Origin of the sequence: Kitasatospora sp. NPDC059747 (assembly GCF_042732955.1) — a bacterium.
Classification (GTDB): Bacteria; Actinomycetota; Actinomycetes; order Streptomycetales; family Streptomycetaceae; genus Kitasatospora.
Map to the genome: position 1 here is coordinate 26,751 of NZ_JBHWGV010000009.1, position 15,983 is coordinate 42,733.

Consider the following 15,983-nt stretch of genomic DNA (forward strand, 5'->3'; position numbering starts at 1 on the left):
CCACCCGCCGGGCGCCGGGACGATGGATCCCCGCCGCCCGGCACGGGGATCCACCGTCCCGGCCGGGTCACCGCGGCCGGAGGTCCAGGACGAGCTCGCGGGGCAGGCCGTGGGTGTCGTGGAGGTAGTGGAGGTCGTCCTCGGTGAGCGGGCCGCGGAAGCGGGGGCGGGAGAGCACCTGCCGGCCGCGGTCCAGGAGCCGGCCGAAGCGGTGCTCCTCGTCGAGGAGGGTCCGGCGGACGACGTCCGGGTCCACGTCCTGGCGGAAGCGGTCCAGGGTGTGGCGGATCAACTCGTCCGGCAGGTCGCCGAGTCCGCGCTGCGGGTCGTCGCGGCGCAGCACGGTGAGCACCCGGCGCAGCAGGCGGCGCAGGACGTAGCCGCGGCCGGTGTTGGACGGGCGGACGCCGTCGCCGATGACGACGATGCCCGAGCGGAGGTGGTCGGAGACGAGGCGAAGGGACGGCTCGTCGAGCTCCCAGAGGGTCGGCAGGAGGCGGCGCCAGGGGTCGAAGACGTCGCACTCGAAGACCGACCCGCGGCCCTGGAGCAGCGAGGAGAGCCGTTCCAGGCCGAGGCCGGTGTCGACGTTGCGCTGCGGGAGCGGGACGAGCGAGCCGTCGTCGAGGCGGCGGTGGCGCATCATGACGTGGTTCCACACCTCGACCCAGCGGTCGTCCTGCGTGGGCGTCGACCGCGGCGGGGTGTCGCCGGTCCACAGGAAGATCTCGGAGTCGGGGCCGCAGGGCCCGGTCGGGCCGTTGGACCACCAGTTGTCCTCGACGGTGAGCTCGACCGGGACGCCGCGGTCCTGCCAGAGCTCCAGCGAGCCGGTGTCGGGGCCGACCCGGTCGTCGCCGCCGAAGACGGTGACGTGGAGCAGGCCGGGGTCGACGCCGAGGCCGTCGGTGAGCAGCCCGTAGCCCCAGTCGAGGCTCTGCGGGCCCTCGTAGTCGCCGAGGGACCAGGTGCCGAGCATCTCGAAGACGGTCAGGTGGGTGCGGTCGCCGACCTCGTCGAGGTCCGTGGTGCGCAGGCAGCGCTGCACGTTGACCAGGCGCCGGCCGAGCGGGTGCGGGCGCCCTTCCAGGTGGGGCGTGAGGGGGTGCATGCCGGAGGTGGTGAACAGCACCGGGTCTCCGGGCGGGGGCAGCAGGGTCGAGCCGGTGATGCGGTGGTGGCCGCGGTCCTCGTAGTACTCGATGAAGGTACGGACGAGCTGGTCGGTGTTCATGGGGTGGCTCCTTCGCGTGCGGGCCGGGCGGAGGCACCGGACAACGAGTCCACGCGATCGTCGGAACCGAGGAGGGAACACCTCGAAGGCACCACCGGCGGACCGTTTCCGGTCGCCGGGGGGAGGGGGTACGTCAGGCGGCGGCAACCGGCGAGCTGGTCGCTCGCGCGGCTGCGGTGGTGCTTCGGTCCATGACGTCCATGCCACCGAGGTTAACGCCCCGGGCACACCGCGTGCCAACCGTTTTCCGTGCGCACGCCGCTCACCCGCACGACGGCTCCCGAGGCTGCCTTCGGACCCCGGGAGCCGTCCTCACGCGGCGGACGTCACATGTTGATCATGTGGCCGGCCAGGCCGTGGATGGCCTCCTTGACGGCCTCGCCGAGCGTCGGGTGCGCGTGGACGTTGCGGGCGACCTCGTGGACGGTGAGGTCCCACTGCTGGGCGAGCGTCAGCTCGGGGAGCAGCTCGGTGACCTCGGGGCCGATCAGGTGGGCGCCGAGCAGTTCGCCGTGGGTGTCGTCGCAGATCACCTTGACGAAGCCGATCGGGTGGCCGAGACCGTGCGCCTTGCCGTTGGCGGTGAAGGGGAACTTGGCGACCTTGACGTCGTAGCCGAGCTCGCGGGCCTGGGCCTCGGTGTAGCCGAAGGAGGCGATCTGCGGCTGGCAGTAGGTGGCGCGCGGGATCATGGCGAAGTCGACCTCCATGGTCTCCGCCCCGCCGATGGTCTCGGCGGCGATCACGGCCATCGTCTCGGCGGCGTGGGCCAGCATCAGCTTGGCGGTCACGTCGCCGATCGCGAAGATGTGCCCGGCGCTGGTGCGGCCGCGGCCGTCGACCGCGATGGCGCCGCGGTCGGTGAGCTTGACGCCGGCGTTCTCCAGGCCGTAGCCGTTGACGCGCGGCGCGAAGCCGATCGCCTGGAGCACCTTGTCGGCCTCCAGCACCTGCTGCTGCCCGTCCTTGGTGACGGTGACGCGCACCTTGGCGTTCGGGTCGCTGTCGTCGATCGACTCGACGCGGGTCGAGGTCAGCACCTCGATGCCCAGCTTGCGGTACTGCTTGGCGAGTTCGGTGGAGACCTCGACGTCCTCCAGCGGCACCACGCGGTCCAGGAACTCGACGATGGTGACCTTCACGCCGTAGTTGTGCAGCACGTAGGCGAACTCGACGCCGATCGCGCCGGCGCCCGCGATGATGATGCTCTCGGGCAGCTGCTCGGTGAGGATCTGCTCCTCGTAGGTGACCACGCGCTCGCTCAGGCTGGTGCCGGGCAGGAGGCGGGTGGTGGCGCCGGCCGCGATGATGCAGTGGTCGAACGTGACGACGTCGAAGCCGCCGCCGCTGAGCGCGACCTGGAGGGTGTGGTCGTCGACGAACGTGCCCCAGCCGTCGTACTCGGTGATGCCGTTCTTCTTCATCAGGTAGTGGACGCCCTTGACCCGGCCGTCGGCGACGGCGCGGCTGCGGCGGAAGGCCTCGCCGAAGTCGAAGCTGACCTGGCCCTCGACCTTGATGCCGAAGGTCTTGGCCTCCTTGGTGAAGATGTGCGCCAGCTCGGCGTTGCGCAGCAGGGCCTTGGAGGGGATGCAGCCGACGTTGAGGCAGACGCCGCCCCAGTACTTGGCCTCGATGATCGCGGTCTTCAGGCCCAGCTGGGCGGAGCGGACGGCGGCGGTGTAACCGCCGGGGCCCGCGCCGAGGACGACGACGTCGTAGTGCGTGCTCATGGTGCTGACTCCTCCGAGGGTGTCACGGTGGTCCTGATCTCGGTCCCATGGTGGCAGGACCGGGCCCGGCGCACCCACCGGGTCTCGGCGGGCACGCTCCGCGCGGCACCGTACCCGTCCGGGGGCGCAATTGTCAGTGGTGTCCGCCTCCGTGATCGATGTCGCAGGTCACCGGGGTGGGCCGGCGGACGGGTTCGCGCGTTCGACGCCGGGCCCGCCGCCGGCGGGTCACCCGGCGAGCGCCGGGTAGTCGGTTTACCCCTCGGCGCCGCCCGTGTACATCAGGCCGTCGCGCAGGGGGTTGAGCGGCGCTCCGGTGCGCAGGCGCTCGACCAGGTCGGGGTTGGCGAGGAAGCCGCGGCCGAAGGAGATCAGGTCGGCACCGGCCGCGAGCAGGCGCCCGGCGGCGGCCAGGCCGCCGTCCTCGGGCAGCGGCTGCCCCCAGCCGAGCACGGGGTTGGCGATGAGGGTGCCGGGCCAGGCCTTGCGGAGCTCCTGGAAGACGGCGTCCTCGGGGTCGGCGAAGACGACGTGCAGGTAGGCGAGGCCGTCACCGGCGAGTTCGCCGGTCAGGGCGCGGTAGATCGCTGCGGTGTCGCCCTCCGCCATGCCCTGGCCGGTGAAGCCGGGCGACACCCGCAGGCCGACGCGCTCCGGGCCGATCTCGGCGGCTACGGCGCGGACCACCTCGACGACGAAGCGGATCCGGTTCGCCACCGGGCCGCCGTAGCCGTCGGTGCGGCGATTGGTGTTCCGGGCGAGGAACTGGTGCAGCAGGTAGCCGTTGGCGCCGTGCACCTCGACGCCGGCGAACCCGGCCTCGACGGCCCTGCGGGCGGCGGCGGCGAAGTCGGCGACCGTCCGGCCGATCTCGTCGGCGGTCAGCTCGCGCGGGACGACGGACTCGCGGTGGCCGCCCGGGGTGTGGATCGTCTCGGGCAGCGCGACCGGCGAGGGGGCGACGGGGTGCAGTCCGCTGTTCTCGGGGTGGCCGATCCGGCCGCCGTGCTGGAGCTGGAGGAACATCCGTCCGCCCGCCGCGGCCACGGCGTCGGTCACCGTGCGCCAGCCGGTGACGTGCTCGTCGGCGTGGATGGCCGGGATGTCGGCGTAGGTGCGGCCGACCCGGTTCGGGGTGGCGGCCTCGGCGATGATCAGTCCGGCGGTGGCGCGCTGGGCGTAGTAGGTGGCCATGATCGGCTGTGGGACGCCGTCGGCGCCGGCCCGGGTGCGGGTCATCGGGGCCATCACGAGGCGGTTGGGGAGGTGCAGCGGGCCGAGGTCGGCGGGCTGGAAGAGGCCGGGGGTGCGGGTGTTCGCCGTGTTCGCGTTCGTCGCCGTCGTGTTCGCCGTGTTCGTAGCGTTCTTGTGCGCCGTCTTCGTCGTCTTCGCCGTCTTCGTCGTCATGCCGGAACCGTAGAAGCTCACACCGGTGTCAGCTTCAAGTGCGGTGGCCGGGGGCCGGGCTGACGGCCGGGTGGGCCCGCCGCCCGAGGACGGCAGCGGGCCCACCCGGTCGTCAGGCCGCCACCTCGTGGGCGTGGTCCTCGCCGAGGCCGCCCCCGGCGCCGCCGCCGCTCGCCTGGGGCGACACGGTCGCGGGCCGGTCGAGTTCGCCGAGGTCCCACGCGAACGTGCCGACGGCGTGGGCGATCACGGCGATGTTCGTGTCGAACGCGTCCCGGTCGAGGTTGTCCAGGCCGTCGCAGGCTTTGTGGTAGCAGGGATCGAAGGCGACGCCCGCCGTGCCGCCGTAACGGGCCTGCTGCGCTGCCGACTTGACGACCTCGGCGCCGGTGTCGGTGCCGCCCGCCGGGATGCCCGCGTCGATGAACGGGCCGTAGTCGGAACGCCCGTTGAAGGCCACCGGCTCGTGCGGCACGCCGCGGCGGTCGAGGAAGTCGGAGATGTGCCGCTGGATCTGCGCCGAGCCCGCGGGACCGGCGCCGCCGCCGGTGCTGCCGGAGCCGTCGTAGACGAACTGGGCGTGGTTCGGGGAGGCGATCATGTCGAAGTTGAGGTAGAGCCGGATCTTCTTCCGGTCCGCCTCCGCCAGCGACTTGACGTACGCCTCCGACCCCTTGAGCCCGAACTCCTCGGCGGACCACCAGGCGAACTTGACCTTGTTCCGCACCGGCCGGACACCGAGGTTGCGGGCGACCTCCAGGATGCCCGCCGAGCCGGAGCCGTTGTCGTTGACACCCGGGCCGGCCGGGACGGAGTCGAGGTGGGCGCCGACGAAGACGGTGTTGTTCTCGTCGCCGCCGCGGGTCTCGGCGAGGACGTTCCACGTGGTGCGCGGCTCCGTGAACGTGCGGATGTCCAGGCTCACTTCGACCGGTCCGGCCGCCGCCTTCGCCGCCAGCGCCTCCCCCGCCGCCTTCGAGACGCCGCCGACGGGGATCCGCACCGCGTTCGGCTCGCCGAGCGTCCCGTTCAGGTCGCCGTCCGCGCTGTTGTAGACGATCGCGCCGGCCGCGCCCGCCGCTGCCGCCGCGGCCTGCTTGACGGCGAAGCCGCAGCCCCCGCGCCGGATCAGCGCGATCCGGCCGGTGAACTCCCCCTCCGGGTAGTCGGCGGCCGCGCAGCCGGTGGCCGGGCCGACCGGCACGACCGCCAACTCGCCCTTCACGCCCGCCTCCGGGCCGCTCGGCGAGTACGTCATGGCGATCACCGGCACCTGCTCGGCCTGTGGTGACACGACGTCGAGGCGCTGGGTCCGCGCCTCGAAGAACGTGTAGGAGAACTCCTGCCGCGAGACCTTGAGCCCGGCCCGGCGGGCCTGCTCGTAGACGTAGCGGGCGGACTCCTCGTGGCCCGGCGAGCCGGCTGCCCTGGTGCCGCCGTTGCGGTCGGCGATCCGCTGGAGGGCCCGGAGCGTGTCGAGGGCGTCGTCGGCGGTGCTCCGGTCGACCAGCCGGGCCGCGAGCTGCGCACCCCGGCGGGCCGGGTCCGGGTCGGCGCCCGCGGTGCCGGCCCCGGCGAGCAGCAGCGGCACGGCCAGGGCGGTCGCCGTCACCGCGGCTCCGGCGGGGTGGGCGAGCGGGGTTCTCGTACGGCGGGTGCGCGGGCGGCGGGTGCGCGGGCGGCGGGTGCGCAGCGTCAAGGCGGGTCCTTCCGACGGTCCGTGGACTCCGATTTGACATGACCGTCACCAGGCCTGCCAAGACCGCCGCGTCCGTCCGGGGGGAGGGCGCCGCGGCGCGACGGGATGCGGACCGGTCACCGCTCGGTGATGCTGGAGAGGTGGGGGACTCTCTTCCAGGAGTGTGACCATGTCCATGATGGATAAGCTCAAGAGCCTGCTCAAGGGCCACGAGGACCAGGCCGAGAAGGGCGTCGACAAGGCGGGCGACGCCTTCGACGAACGCACCGAGGGCAAGTACGGCAGCCAGGTGGACACCGCCCAGGACAAGCTCAAGGAACAGTTCCGCGACCAGCCGCCGCAGTAGGCCCGCCGCTGTCCCCTGAAGCTGACGCCCCGGTCCGGCCGCCGTGCCGCGCCGGGGCTCAGTCGTGTCCGGCGACCCCCTCGGGCTCCGGCACCGCGCCGCAGTTCTCGCACGGTTCGGCCCCGGCCCGCTCGCGCAGCCGTCCGCACTCCGGGCAGACCCGGTCCAGCCAGCAGGCCGCCTCTCCGCCTTCGTCCATGCCGCCGATTGTGCCGCCCGGCGCTGCGCCATGGCGAGTAGACACTGTCTACTCGGCCCTGGTAGACAGTGTCCATGACCGAAGAGGAGAAGGACCTCCGCACCCGCCTGGTGGCCGCCGGAGTCGAACTGCTGGCCCGGGACGGCGTCCAGGCGCTCGGCCTGCGCGAGATCGCCCGCCGGGCCGGCGTCTCGCACGGCGCGCCGCGCCGCTACTTCCCCACCCACCGCGAACTGCTCGCCGCCATCGCCCGGCACGGCTTCGGCAAGCTCACCGACACCCTCGCCGCGGCCGACACCCTCGCCGCCACCGACGGCCTCCCGCCCCGCGACCGGCTCACCGGGCTCGCCCGCGCCCACCTGCGCTTCGCCGCCGCCAACCCCGGCATGTTCGAGCTGATGTTCCGCCACGACCTGCTGGAGGGCAGCGGGGCCGACCTCCGCTCGACCTCGCTGCCGCTCTTCCGCACCTTCGCCCGCCTGGTCGGCGAGGCCCGCCCCGAGCGCGACAGCGGCACCACGGCCGTCGCCCTGCTCGCGAACCTGCACGGCCTCGCCCAGCTGCGCGCCTGGGGCAGCCTGCGGCTGCTCACCGGCGACGACGACGTGGAGCCGGTCCTGACGGCGATCGTCGACGCCCACCTCGGCGCCCCGGCACAGCGGTGAGCGCCGCCCGGCGCGAGCGGCTGACGCTCGCCGCGAGCATCACCGGCGCCGTCGTCGTGGCCCTGGACGGCACCGTGCTGTCCGTCGTCCAGCCCAGCCTCCAGCGCGACCTCCACACCACCGCCGCGGCCGTCCAGTGGACCAGCACCGGCTACCTCGTCGCCGTCGCCGCCCTGCTGGTCTTCGCGGGCCGCCTGGGCGACCGGTACGGGCACCGGCGCGTGTTCGGCGCCGGAGTGGCGGGCTTCGCCGCCGCCTCGGCCGGGATCGGCCTGGCGCCGGGCATCGGCTGGGTGATCGCCCTCAGGGTCGCGCAGGGCGTCGCGGGGGCCCTGCTGCAACCCGCGACCCTCGGCATGCTGCGCGCGGTCTTCCCCGGCGAGCGGCTCGCCGGGCCGATCGCCCTGCGCACCAGCGCGATCGGGCTCGCGGCCGCCGTCGGACCGCTCCTCGGCGGCGCGCTCACCGCACACCTCGGCTGGCGGGCGGTCTTCTTCCTCACCCTCCTGCCCGCCGCTGCCGCCGGACTGCTCGCCCTCGCCGTCCCGATGCCGGGGCCCGTGCGCGGCGGGGACACCGGCGGGCTCGACCTGCCGGGCGCGGCACTGCTCGCGCTCACCCTCGGCTGCCTCGTCCAGTCCCTGGTCGGCCTGCCCTCCCGGGGCAGCACGCTCGGCCTGGCCGCCGCCACCGTCCTCGGCCTCGCGTTCGCCCGGCACGAGCGGCGCACCGCCCGTCCGCTGCTGCCCCCGGCCGTACTGCGCTCCGCCGGGGTGACGCCCGTGCTGGGCGCCCTGCTCGCGGCGTCGGCGGCGCTCTCCGGGACGCTCTTCCTCGCCACCTACTTCCTGCAGGACGTCCTCGCCCTCGACCCGTTGCAGAGTGCACTGCGGGCGCTGCCGCTCGCCGTGACGATAGTGCTCGCGGCGCCCGCCTCCACCTGGCTGGCGAACCGTCACGGTGCCAGGGAGACCGTCGTGTCGGGCATGCTGCTGGTCGCCCTGGGCGTATTGCTGATCTCCCGGCTCGACCGGTCCTCCGGGCCGGTCGGGACGGGGGCCGGCTTCCTCCTGCTCGGCGCCGGGTTCGGCGCGGTGATGGCCACCGCCACGGCCATCGTCGTGCGCGGCACGGCCGCCTCCCGGGCCGGGGTCGCGGGCGGCCTCCAGCAGACCGCCATGAACGTCGGCCCCGCCCTCGGGGTGGCGCTGGCGGCCACCGTCGCCGGACCCGCCGCCGTCGGCACGGCGCTCGGCCCCGCGGGCCTCGCCCTGGCCGCCGTCGCCACGGGCGGCGCGCTGCTGGCCACCCGCATCCCCGGCGCAGAACGGGGCGCGGTCGTGCCGGAGGGGCGCTGAGCGGCCTCGACGAGCCCCGTCGAACCGCCCGTGCGCCTGCCCGGGCCGCGCCGAGCGCTCGCCCGGGGCACCGCGCTCGACCGGCCCTCACCCGTTCGGCCGACATAGGCTGGCCCTGACCACCACCGCCCCGACGGCCGGAGGGCCGATGAGCCGACGCCGCCCCGCCAGCCATCCGAGCGCCGACGCCCTGCTGACCCAGCTCGAAGGACTCACGGCGCGCGCCCTGGCGCACGCCGAGCTCCAGCGGGCCCAGGTGGAGCTGGCCGAGGCGCTCCAGCGGGAGCTGCTGCCGGCCGCCCTGCCGCAGCGGCCGGAGCTGCGGGCCGCGGCCCGGTACGCGCCGGCCCGGCACGGCCTGAGCGTCGGCGGGGACTGGTACGACGGCTTCCCCCTGCCCGACGGCTCCCTGGCCTTCTCGCTCGGCGACGTCCAGGGCCACGACGTGGAGGCGGCGGCGCTCATGGGCCAGGTCCGGGTCGGCCTGCGCGCGGTGGCGGCCACCGCCGCCGACCCCGGCGAGGTCCTCGCCCGGGCCAACGACCTGCTGATATCCCTGGACAGCCGCCGCTTCGCCACCTGCAGCTTCCTGCGCTACGACCCGGTCACCGGGGACCTGTCGCACGCCCGCGCCGGCCACGTCCCGCCCGTGTGGGCCAACCGCGACGGCCGCTGGGGCCACTGCGCCGACGAGGGCGGGCCCCCGCTGGGCGTCCTGCCCGGCGCGACGTACCCCGTGACGCACCACAGGCTCACCGGGAGCGGGGTCATGGCGCTGGTCACCGACGGCGTGGTCGAGGGCCCCGCGTTCCCCATCGAGGCCGGGCTGGACGAGGTCGCGGCCGTCCTGCGGGAGCGGGTCGGGGCCGACCCGGACGAACTGGCAGCCGCCGTGCTCCGGGTGGCCGACCTCACCGGACACGCCGACGACGCCGCCGTCCTGGTCCTGCGCCACGACCGCTAGCGGCTCCCGGCCGGGCCCCGGGGCAGGCCACGCGTGTCACACGCCGCATCGCCGACCGGGCGTAGTGAGATGCTGCCGTGCCGCTGACTACGCCGTTCCGCCCCCGTTCCCCCCGTGACCTGGCGGTGACCGCCATACGACTGCTCGCGGTCACCACCGTCTACCTCGCCGCCGGCCGGCTCGGCCTGCTGCGCCAGGTGGTGATCGCCGGGGCCAAGGTCACCCCGCTGTGGCCGCCGACCGGGATCGCGCTCACCTGCCTGCTGCTCCTCGGGCTCGGCATCTGGCCGGCCGTCGCGCTGGGCGCCTACCTGGTGGTCGTCACCATCGGGCCGGCGCACTGGAGCTCGCTCGGCATCGTCGCCGGCAACACGCTCGCGCCGGTCGCCGCGTACCTCATGCTGCGCCGGGTCGGCTTCCGGATCGAGCTGGACCGGCTCCGCGACGGGGTGGCCCTCGTCTTCCTCGGCGCGTTCGCCGGCATGCTGGTCAGCTCCACCATCGGCACCACCGTGCTGGTCCTGAACGGCTCGCTGCCGGCGGACGGTTTCTGGTCCACCTGGTCGGCCTGGTGGACCGGCGACGCGATGGGCGTCCTGGTGGTCACCCCGCTGCTGCTGGCGCTGCGCACCGCCCGGCCGCCCGCCGATCCAGGCCCGTTCGACTGGGTGGAGCCGGTCCTGCTGCTGGCCGGAACCGCCGCCGCCACCCTGATCGCCACCTCGACCACGGTGAACCTGCTCTTCCTGGTCTTCCCCTTCCTGATCTGGGCGGCCCTGCGCTTCCGGCTGATCGGCGCGGCGCCCTGCGTGCTCCTGATCTCGGTGCTCGCGATCGTCGCGGCCACCGACCGCAGCGGACCGTTCGCCCGCCACGGACTCGTCGCCGACATGGTGGTGCTCCAGGCCCTCAACGCGTGCGCGGCGCTGACGGGCCTGCTGCTGTCCGCGATCATCGCCGAGCAGCGCAACACCTACCGCCGCATCGAGCAGGCCTGCGTCGAACTCGCCGAGGTGGTGAACCGGCTGGCCCCGGGCGAGGCGGACACCAGCCAGTGGCTGCCCCCCGACGACGGCGGCCGGTAGACACCCGTGTGGCGGGGACACCGGGGCTCATATCCAGCCTCGCTCGCGGGCGAGGAGGGCCGCCTGGAACCGGTTGGCGGCCTCCAGCCGGCGCATCAGCGAGGCCACGTACTTGCGGTAGGTCCGAACCGCGATCCCGAGGTCACGCGCCCCGCTCTCGTCCTTGTCCGCCGTGTACAGCGTCTGGAGGATCCTCCGCTCCAGCTCGCTGACGCCTCCGACGGACGGCCCGGTGCCGGGCCCCTCGGGCGGGAGTTCCTCCGCCGCGCCCCACATGCGTTCGAAGAGCGAGGCGAGCGCGGCGACGAGTCCCGTCTCACGGACGAGGATGGCGCCCTTGGCCGTGTGGGCGGGGTCGATGGGGGTGAGGGCGGCGACCCGGTCGCAGACGATGAGCCGCTCCAGCGGCTGGCGCGAGATACGGATCTGCGCCCCCTGGGCGGTCAGCTCGCGGGCGTAGGCCATCGTGGGCCGGTCGTCCAGGGCCGCCGCGCCCAGGAGCGTTCGCATGTGGACGCCCCGGCGCAGGATCCGCTCGTCCAGCGGGCGCGCGTGCGCGATGGTGTCCGCGCTCAGCACACCGCCGGGGTGCGTCGTGAGGCTCTCCGTCCAGGTGAAGAAGGTGAGTTCGTCGATGACCTCCCGCACCTCCGCCATGCCCTCCAGACGCCGGATCGAGGCATCGGGGCCGGCCGAGCGCCGCTCCGCCGCCTGCACCCCCCGCTCGGCGATCAACACGTCGACCGTGCGGCTGGTGGTGACCTCCTCCTCCAGCCGGGACCGCAGCAGGCCCACCGCGTACTCCACCAGGTGCTCCACGGCCTTCGCCGGCGACACCGGGTGCAGCACGCCGTCCCCGGTCTCCCGGGCCAGGCCGAGGCCGGTCAGCCGCCCGCCGAGGTCCCCGTCGGCCGTGTCGAAGTGACCCGCGAGCTCCTCGTGGGTGGTCTCGCCACGGCGCAGGAGGAGCCGGTACGCCTCCTCGTCGTCCGGGGCGACCCCCAGGAACGTCAGGTGCCGCTGTCGCATGCCCACCCCCGTGTCGGTGCTTACCGCGCCACGGACCGCAAAGGTCCAGTCCAATAGTCGTCGAGATCGTTCGAACCGGAAAGCTGCCCTGTCCGGCGGCGGAACGGATGCCGGGAACGAAGGTCAGCCGAAGCGCCGACAGGACATGCTCGTGACGCGGAGCAGGTCCACGTGGCGACGCCTGACGAGAAGGAGCACCCCGACAGACTAGATGATCGATTCCAAGGAGTTAGCAGTCGTAGGCGGTCGGCGCGCATGGTCGACTGGTCGGTGTGAAGTCATTCAGAGCGGAACCGGCCCGCAGGAGTTCCGCATACCAGTCGGCGATGGTGCCCCAGGAGTCAGTCATCCAGTACGGGTGCCCGCGGCCGCCCCCTGCAGGATGCGGCACACCGGCTTGCAGTAACTTGCGCATCCCGAGGCTCGATCTGTCTCCACTCGGTCGTCAGAGTTGTTCGTGCGAGGCACCAGGAGTCCTCGCCCTTCTCAAGGGATCAAAGGGAGATGCAGTCCATGATCCGCACCGAATCCAGCCCGGCCACCTCCGTCCGGCTCCGCAAGTCCTTTCCCCTGTACGCCTGTTCGGCGCTCGGCGCGGCACTGATCGCACTCGTGGGCGTGGGCGCCGCGCAGGCCGGGCAGCAGGTGCAGCCCGCCGCTGCGGTGACCGGCGGCGCCCCGGCCGGCGCCGCCACCCCCGACGTCCACGACTGGGGCTGAGCCGGGCCGCCATCCGACTCGACCTGGAGGCCCCCGTGCCCTACGAACAACACGTACGGATCGTGGCGACCGCCCAGGCCCTGCCGGCAGCAGCGCCGGAGACCGCTGCGGTACGCCTGATCTCCCTCCTGCCGGCCCCCTGGACCGCCACCCTGACCGGGGTGACGCCGACCGCCGCCACGCTGACGCTCTCCGCACCCGAGGCTCCGGCCGCCGGCACCGCCGAGGAGGCGGTCGACCGGGCCCTGTCCCGACCAGAGCTGTGCGGATGGATCCGCACCGAACCCTGATGGACATTCAGCAGGTCGATCCACGATGAATCCTGACGGATGGTCAGCACATCGATCCGCATCGAACCCTGACGGACATGGCGCGACAGCCCGCCCCGAAGCCCCTTCCCGGTCATGGAATTCCCCCACGAGATCCAGTCGAAGAATGGGAGCACGCCAGTGCCACGTCCACCCGCACTGCCGTCCGAGGAGAAGGCCTCGATCGTTCTGTCGATCCTCTCCGGTCAGGTCACCGCCGCCGAAGCGGCCCGGCGGGCCGGGGTCTCCGACCAGGCGATCAGCAGCTGGAAGCGCCGCTTCATCGAGGCCGGCCGCGAGGGCCTCGACGCCGGCCACGGCCAGCAGAACACCCGCGAGCTACAGCTCCTGAAGGAGATCAGCATGCTCAAGAGCGCGCTGGGCGACTCCTACCTGCAACTGCGGGAACTGACGTCGATGCGTCACCACCAGCGCCTGGCGGGCAAGTTCACCGTAGGCTGACCACATGATCGAGGACGGCGCGCAGGCCAGCGGCAGCGTTACCACCGTGCGCCGGGTGGGCGACACCATCCGGCGCCCCTGCGGCAGGTGGACGCCGCTGGTCCACGCACTGCTGGGCCACCTGCACGACGTCGGCTTCACCCGGGCCCCGCGGGTGCTGGGCATCGACGAATCCGGGTGCGAAGTGCTCTCCCTGCTCGACGGAGAGGTCGCGATGCGGCCCTGGCCCGCGGTCCTGCGCGGCGACGAGGGCGTCACGGCGCTGGCCCGGTGGCTGCGCGAATTCCACTCCGCCGTGGCCGAGTTCAGGCCGCCCCGGGACGCCGAATGGTTCGCCCCGGACGTCCGGTGGCGGCCCGGCCAGGTCGTGCGGCACGGAGACCTCGGTCCGTGGAACTCGGTCTGGCGCGGCGCGGAGCTGGTCGGGTTCATCGACTGGGACTTCGCCGAGCCGGGTTCGGCGATCGACGACCTCGCCCAACTCGCTTGGTACTCGGTGCCGTTGCGAGGTACGCAGCAGGAGCACGCGGCCGGCTTCGGCGGCGGCGCCCCGCTGCGCCGCCGGCTGGAGCTCCTGTGCGCCGGCTACGGCGCCGATCCGGCGCAGGTGCTCGCCGGGGTGGCCGCGTTGCAGGAGCGGGAGTCGGGCCGGATCGAGCACTGGGGCGGGCGCGGCGTCGAGCCCTGGCGCACCTTCCTGGACCGCGGGGACGTCGCGTCGATGGCCGCCGAACGGGCCTGGCTGCGCGAGAACCTGAGTTCCCTCACACCGGCCCCGGATGCGCGATGACCCCTCTTCGGAACAGTTCGGCCTTCACCCGGAGGACGTAGTCGTCCCCGAAGAGCCCGTAGCGGTGACAGGCCGCCGTGACGGCTGCCTGGCGGGCCGGGGAGCGGTCGCGCAGCAGTGCCCCGCACAGCCCGGCGTCCAGGTGGGCCAGCGGTGCCACCAGACCCGCGGCCCCCGGGGTGTCCAGCATGAGGTCCTCCCAGCCCTGGAACACGGGCGTGTCCGCGGCCTCCCGCACCAGTGCGCGGGTCGTCTCCGGGGAGCGACTCGACTCCTTCATCCCGACGACGCGGTCGAGCCGGAGGATCCTGATGAGAGTCTCCCGGTCGATCCGGTTGCCGGACACCGCGGACTCGTTGTAGACGAACACCGGCAGCTCGGACGCGGCGGCGACGGTAGCGAAGTGGCCGTAGACCGCCCCCGGCGAGGCGGGCCCGCCCATCGGCGGCGCGACCACCACGGCGTCCGCGCCCAAGTCCGCCGCCACCGCGGCCCGTTCGACGGCCTCGGCCGCAGTGGCGACCTGCGCTCCGACGAGGCACGGAAGTCCGTCCGCGTGGCGCACGGTGAATTCCACCATGGCGCGCCACTGCTCCGCGGACAGCCGCCAGCCCTCCCCGCAGCTGATGGCCGGCATGAGTGCTGCCACGCCGGAGCGCGCGGCGCCGATCAGGGCCCGCACGCACGGCTCGGAGACGGCGCCGTCCGGGCCCACCGGAGTGACGAGCGGCAGGACCAGCCCGCCGCCGACCACCGGTCGGGCCGGCGGGTCGGTCACGGGGCGGGTCATCGGCCGATCCTCTCCAGCGCCGTGGCCAGCCGCTTCACCGAGTCGGCGAACATGCCCGGGTCCCGGGCGAGCGCTATGCGGATGAACCCGTCGCCCGCCCTGGGCGCGTGCCAGTGGAAGTACGTGCCGGGCAGTACGTAGACGTCCTCCTCGCGCAGCAGGTGCTGCAGTTCCGTGGCGGTGAGCCGGTCGGAGGCGATCCTGAACCAGGCGACGCTCACCGGCACCACCGGTTCCTGGAGTTCCAGGACCGTTCCCGCCAGGACGTCGCGCGCCAGCCGGCGGTTGGTCTCCAAGACGGTGGCGACCGACGCGAAGCCGTCGCGGGCCGAATCCTCGGCGTAGGCGGTGAGCAGGTTGAGGATGAAGGGCGACACGTTGAGCAGCACGCTGGTGTGCAGCTTCCTGACGTCCTCGTAGACGTCGTCGCTGGTCACCAGCATGGCGCACTTGGCGTCCTGGACCGGCCAGGTCTTGCCGGTGTCCTCGATGGTGACATAGCTGACGCCGGAGTCCCGCAGGAGCTCGTAGAGGTCGAAGCGGCCGTACGGGGTGTCGCCGCAGAAGGCGAACGCGGCGAAGCACAGGTCGATGACCAGCAGCTTGCCGTGGTCCCGGCAGAACCGCGCCACCTCGGCGAACCCCGAGCGGCCGTGCTTGAGCAGGCTGAAGCCGGTCGGGTTGTTCGGGTCGACGAGGAACAGCGCGTCGCCGCGCACGGACTCCTTGAGGTTGTCGTAGATGTGCTGGACGTCGTGCAGGGTGCGCTCGGCGATCGGACGGGCCGTGACCCCCGAGTTCCTCAGCACGTCGTGGAGGTTGTCGAAGCAGGGCTCGACCAGTGTGACCGTCGCCTGCCGCTCCCGCAGGTACATCGCGACGACGAGGGTGGAGACCGAGGCGGCGTAGGAGAGCAGGGGCGGCTTGCCGTGCAGCGCGGACGCCTGCCCGTGCAGCCGGAAGAACGCCTCGGTGAACCGCCGCTCGAACTCCGCCTGCGTGCCGCGCTCGGCCTCGTACCAGAGGTCGGGCAGCCTACCGACGATCTCGCGCTGGCTCGCCGACTGGTGCTGGTGGGTGTGCGCGTCGGCCAGGTTGTGCCGGGTCGCCAGCGCTTCGATCTCGTGCTGCGTCAGGTCCGCGGGCCCGCTGGCCAGGGCGTCGAGTGGGCGGCTGTAGGTGATCACGACTCTC

General features: G+C 73.4%; 17 protein-coding genes. 9 read left to right on the forward strand and 8 right to left on the reverse strand.

The features are described 5' to 3' along the window. Positions 1–67: 67 nt before the first annotated feature. From ACFV4G_RS06090 to ACFV4G_RS06105, 4 genes are all read right to left on the reverse strand, one after another. Positions 68–1,234 (reverse strand): alanine--tRNA ligase-related protein, encoded by a 1,167-nt coding sequence (locus ACFV4G_RS06090; RefSeq protein ID WP_380436972.1) that lies wholly within the window; start codon positions 1,232–1,234, stop codon positions 68–70. A 326-nt stretch (positions 1,235–1,560) separates the two neighbouring features. After that, complete coding sequence (gene lpdA, locus ACFV4G_RS06095) at positions 1,561–2,967, reverse strand: dihydrolipoyl dehydrogenase (protein ID WP_380436974.1); 1,407 nt, start codon at positions 2,965–2,967, stop codon at positions 1,561–1,563. A gap of 255 nt (positions 2,968–3,222) precedes the next feature. Continuing rightward, positions 3,223–4,374, reverse strand: coding sequence for an alkene reductase (locus ACFV4G_RS06100; protein ID WP_380436976.1), 1,152 nt, complete (start codon positions 4,372–4,374; stop codon positions 3,223–3,225). A gap of 112 nt (positions 4,375–4,486) precedes the next feature. Then, positions 4,487–5,986, reverse strand: a complete 1,500-nt coding sequence (locus ACFV4G_RS06105) for a M28 family peptidase (RefSeq protein WP_380437155.1) — start codon at positions 5,984–5,986, stop codon at positions 4,487–4,489. A 256-nt stretch (positions 5,987–6,242) separates the two neighbouring features. Between ACFV4G_RS06105 and ACFV4G_RS06110 the strand changes: the two genes are divergently transcribed. Then, positions 6,243–6,419 (forward strand): antitoxin, encoded by a 177-nt coding sequence (locus tag ACFV4G_RS06110; protein ID WP_380436978.1) that lies wholly within the window; start codon positions 6,243–6,245, stop codon positions 6,417–6,419. A 58-nt stretch (positions 6,420–6,477) separates the two neighbouring features. On the opposite strand, the gene ACFV4G_RS06115 is transcribed toward ACFV4G_RS06110, so the two are convergent. Then, a complete protein-coding gene (locus ACFV4G_RS06115) occupies positions 6,478–6,618 on the reverse strand; it encodes a hypothetical protein (RefSeq protein ID WP_380436980.1) in 141 nt (46 codons plus the stop codon). Between the two features lie 74 nt (positions 6,619–6,692). On the opposite strand from ACFV4G_RS06115, the gene ACFV4G_RS06120 reads away from it, so the two are divergent. The 4 genes from ACFV4G_RS06120 (at position 6,693) to ACFV4G_RS06135 (ending at position 10,690) form a co-directional block, all read left to right on the forward strand. Further along, positions 6,693–7,283: a TetR/AcrR family transcriptional regulator gene (locus ACFV4G_RS06120; RefSeq protein WP_380436982.1), complete on the forward strand. Its 591-nt coding sequence runs from the start codon at positions 6,693–6,695 to the stop codon at positions 7,281–7,283. Then, complete coding sequence (locus tag ACFV4G_RS06125) at positions 7,280–8,641, forward strand: MFS transporter (protein WP_380436984.1); 1,362 nt, start codon at positions 7,280–7,282, stop codon at positions 8,639–8,641. The genes ACFV4G_RS06120 and ACFV4G_RS06125 overlap by 4 nt, the downstream gene beginning before the upstream one ends. 148 nt (positions 8,642–8,789) lie before the next feature. Beyond that, a complete protein-coding gene (locus tag ACFV4G_RS06130; protein WP_380436986.1) occupies positions 8,790–9,605 on the forward strand; it encodes a PP2C family protein-serine/threonine phosphatase in 816 nt (271 codons plus the stop codon). 125 nt (positions 9,606–9,730) lie between these two features. Next, complete coding sequence (locus ACFV4G_RS06135) at positions 9,731–10,690, forward strand: MASE1 domain-containing protein (protein ID WP_380436988.1); 960 nt, start codon at positions 9,731–9,733, stop codon at positions 10,688–10,690. Positions 10,691–10,717: 27 nt separating this feature from the next. On the opposite strand, the gene ACFV4G_RS06140 is transcribed toward ACFV4G_RS06135, so the two are convergent. Further along, the gene (locus ACFV4G_RS06140; protein ID WP_380436990.1) at positions 10,718–11,719 is read right to left on the reverse strand and encodes a helix-turn-helix transcriptional regulator; all 1,002 of its coding nucleotides are present in this window, start codon (positions 11,717–11,719) and stop codon (positions 10,718–10,720) included. Between the two features lie 513 nt (positions 11,720–12,232). On the opposite strand from ACFV4G_RS06140, the gene ACFV4G_RS06145 reads away from it, so the two are divergent. From ACFV4G_RS06145 to ACFV4G_RS06160, 4 genes are all read left to right on the forward strand, one after another. Then, positions 12,233–12,439 (forward strand): hypothetical protein, encoded by a 207-nt coding sequence (locus ACFV4G_RS06145; protein ID WP_380436992.1) that lies wholly within the window; start codon positions 12,233–12,235, stop codon positions 12,437–12,439. 35 nt (positions 12,440–12,474) lie between these two features. Continuing rightward, a complete protein-coding gene (locus tag ACFV4G_RS06150) occupies positions 12,475–12,729 on the forward strand; it encodes a hypothetical protein (RefSeq protein WP_380436994.1) in 255 nt (84 codons plus the stop codon). A gap of 159 nt (positions 12,730–12,888) precedes the next feature. After that, positions 12,889–13,209, forward strand: a complete 321-nt coding sequence (locus ACFV4G_RS06155; protein WP_380436996.1) for a transposase — start codon at positions 12,889–12,891, stop codon at positions 13,207–13,209. Between the two features lie 4 nt (positions 13,210–13,213). After that, entirely contained in the window at positions 13,214–13,999 is a 786-nt protein-coding gene (locus tag ACFV4G_RS06160; RefSeq protein ID WP_380436998.1) for an aminoglycoside phosphotransferase family protein, read from the forward strand. Here the strand turns inward: ACFV4G_RS06160 and ACFV4G_RS06165 are convergent. Further along, positions 13,974–14,789, reverse strand: coding sequence for a dihydrodipicolinate synthase family protein (locus ACFV4G_RS06165; RefSeq protein ID WP_380437000.1), 816 nt, complete (start codon positions 14,787–14,789; stop codon positions 13,974–13,976). The genes ACFV4G_RS06160 and ACFV4G_RS06165 overlap by 26 nt on opposite strands. After that, positions 14,786–15,976, reverse strand: a complete 1,191-nt coding sequence (locus ACFV4G_RS06170) for an aminotransferase class I/II-fold pyridoxal phosphate-dependent enzyme (protein ID WP_380437002.1) — start codon at positions 15,974–15,976, stop codon at positions 14,786–14,788. The genes ACFV4G_RS06165 and ACFV4G_RS06170 overlap by 4 nt, the downstream gene beginning before the upstream one ends. Between the last annotated feature and the right edge of the window lie 7 nt (positions 15,977–15,983).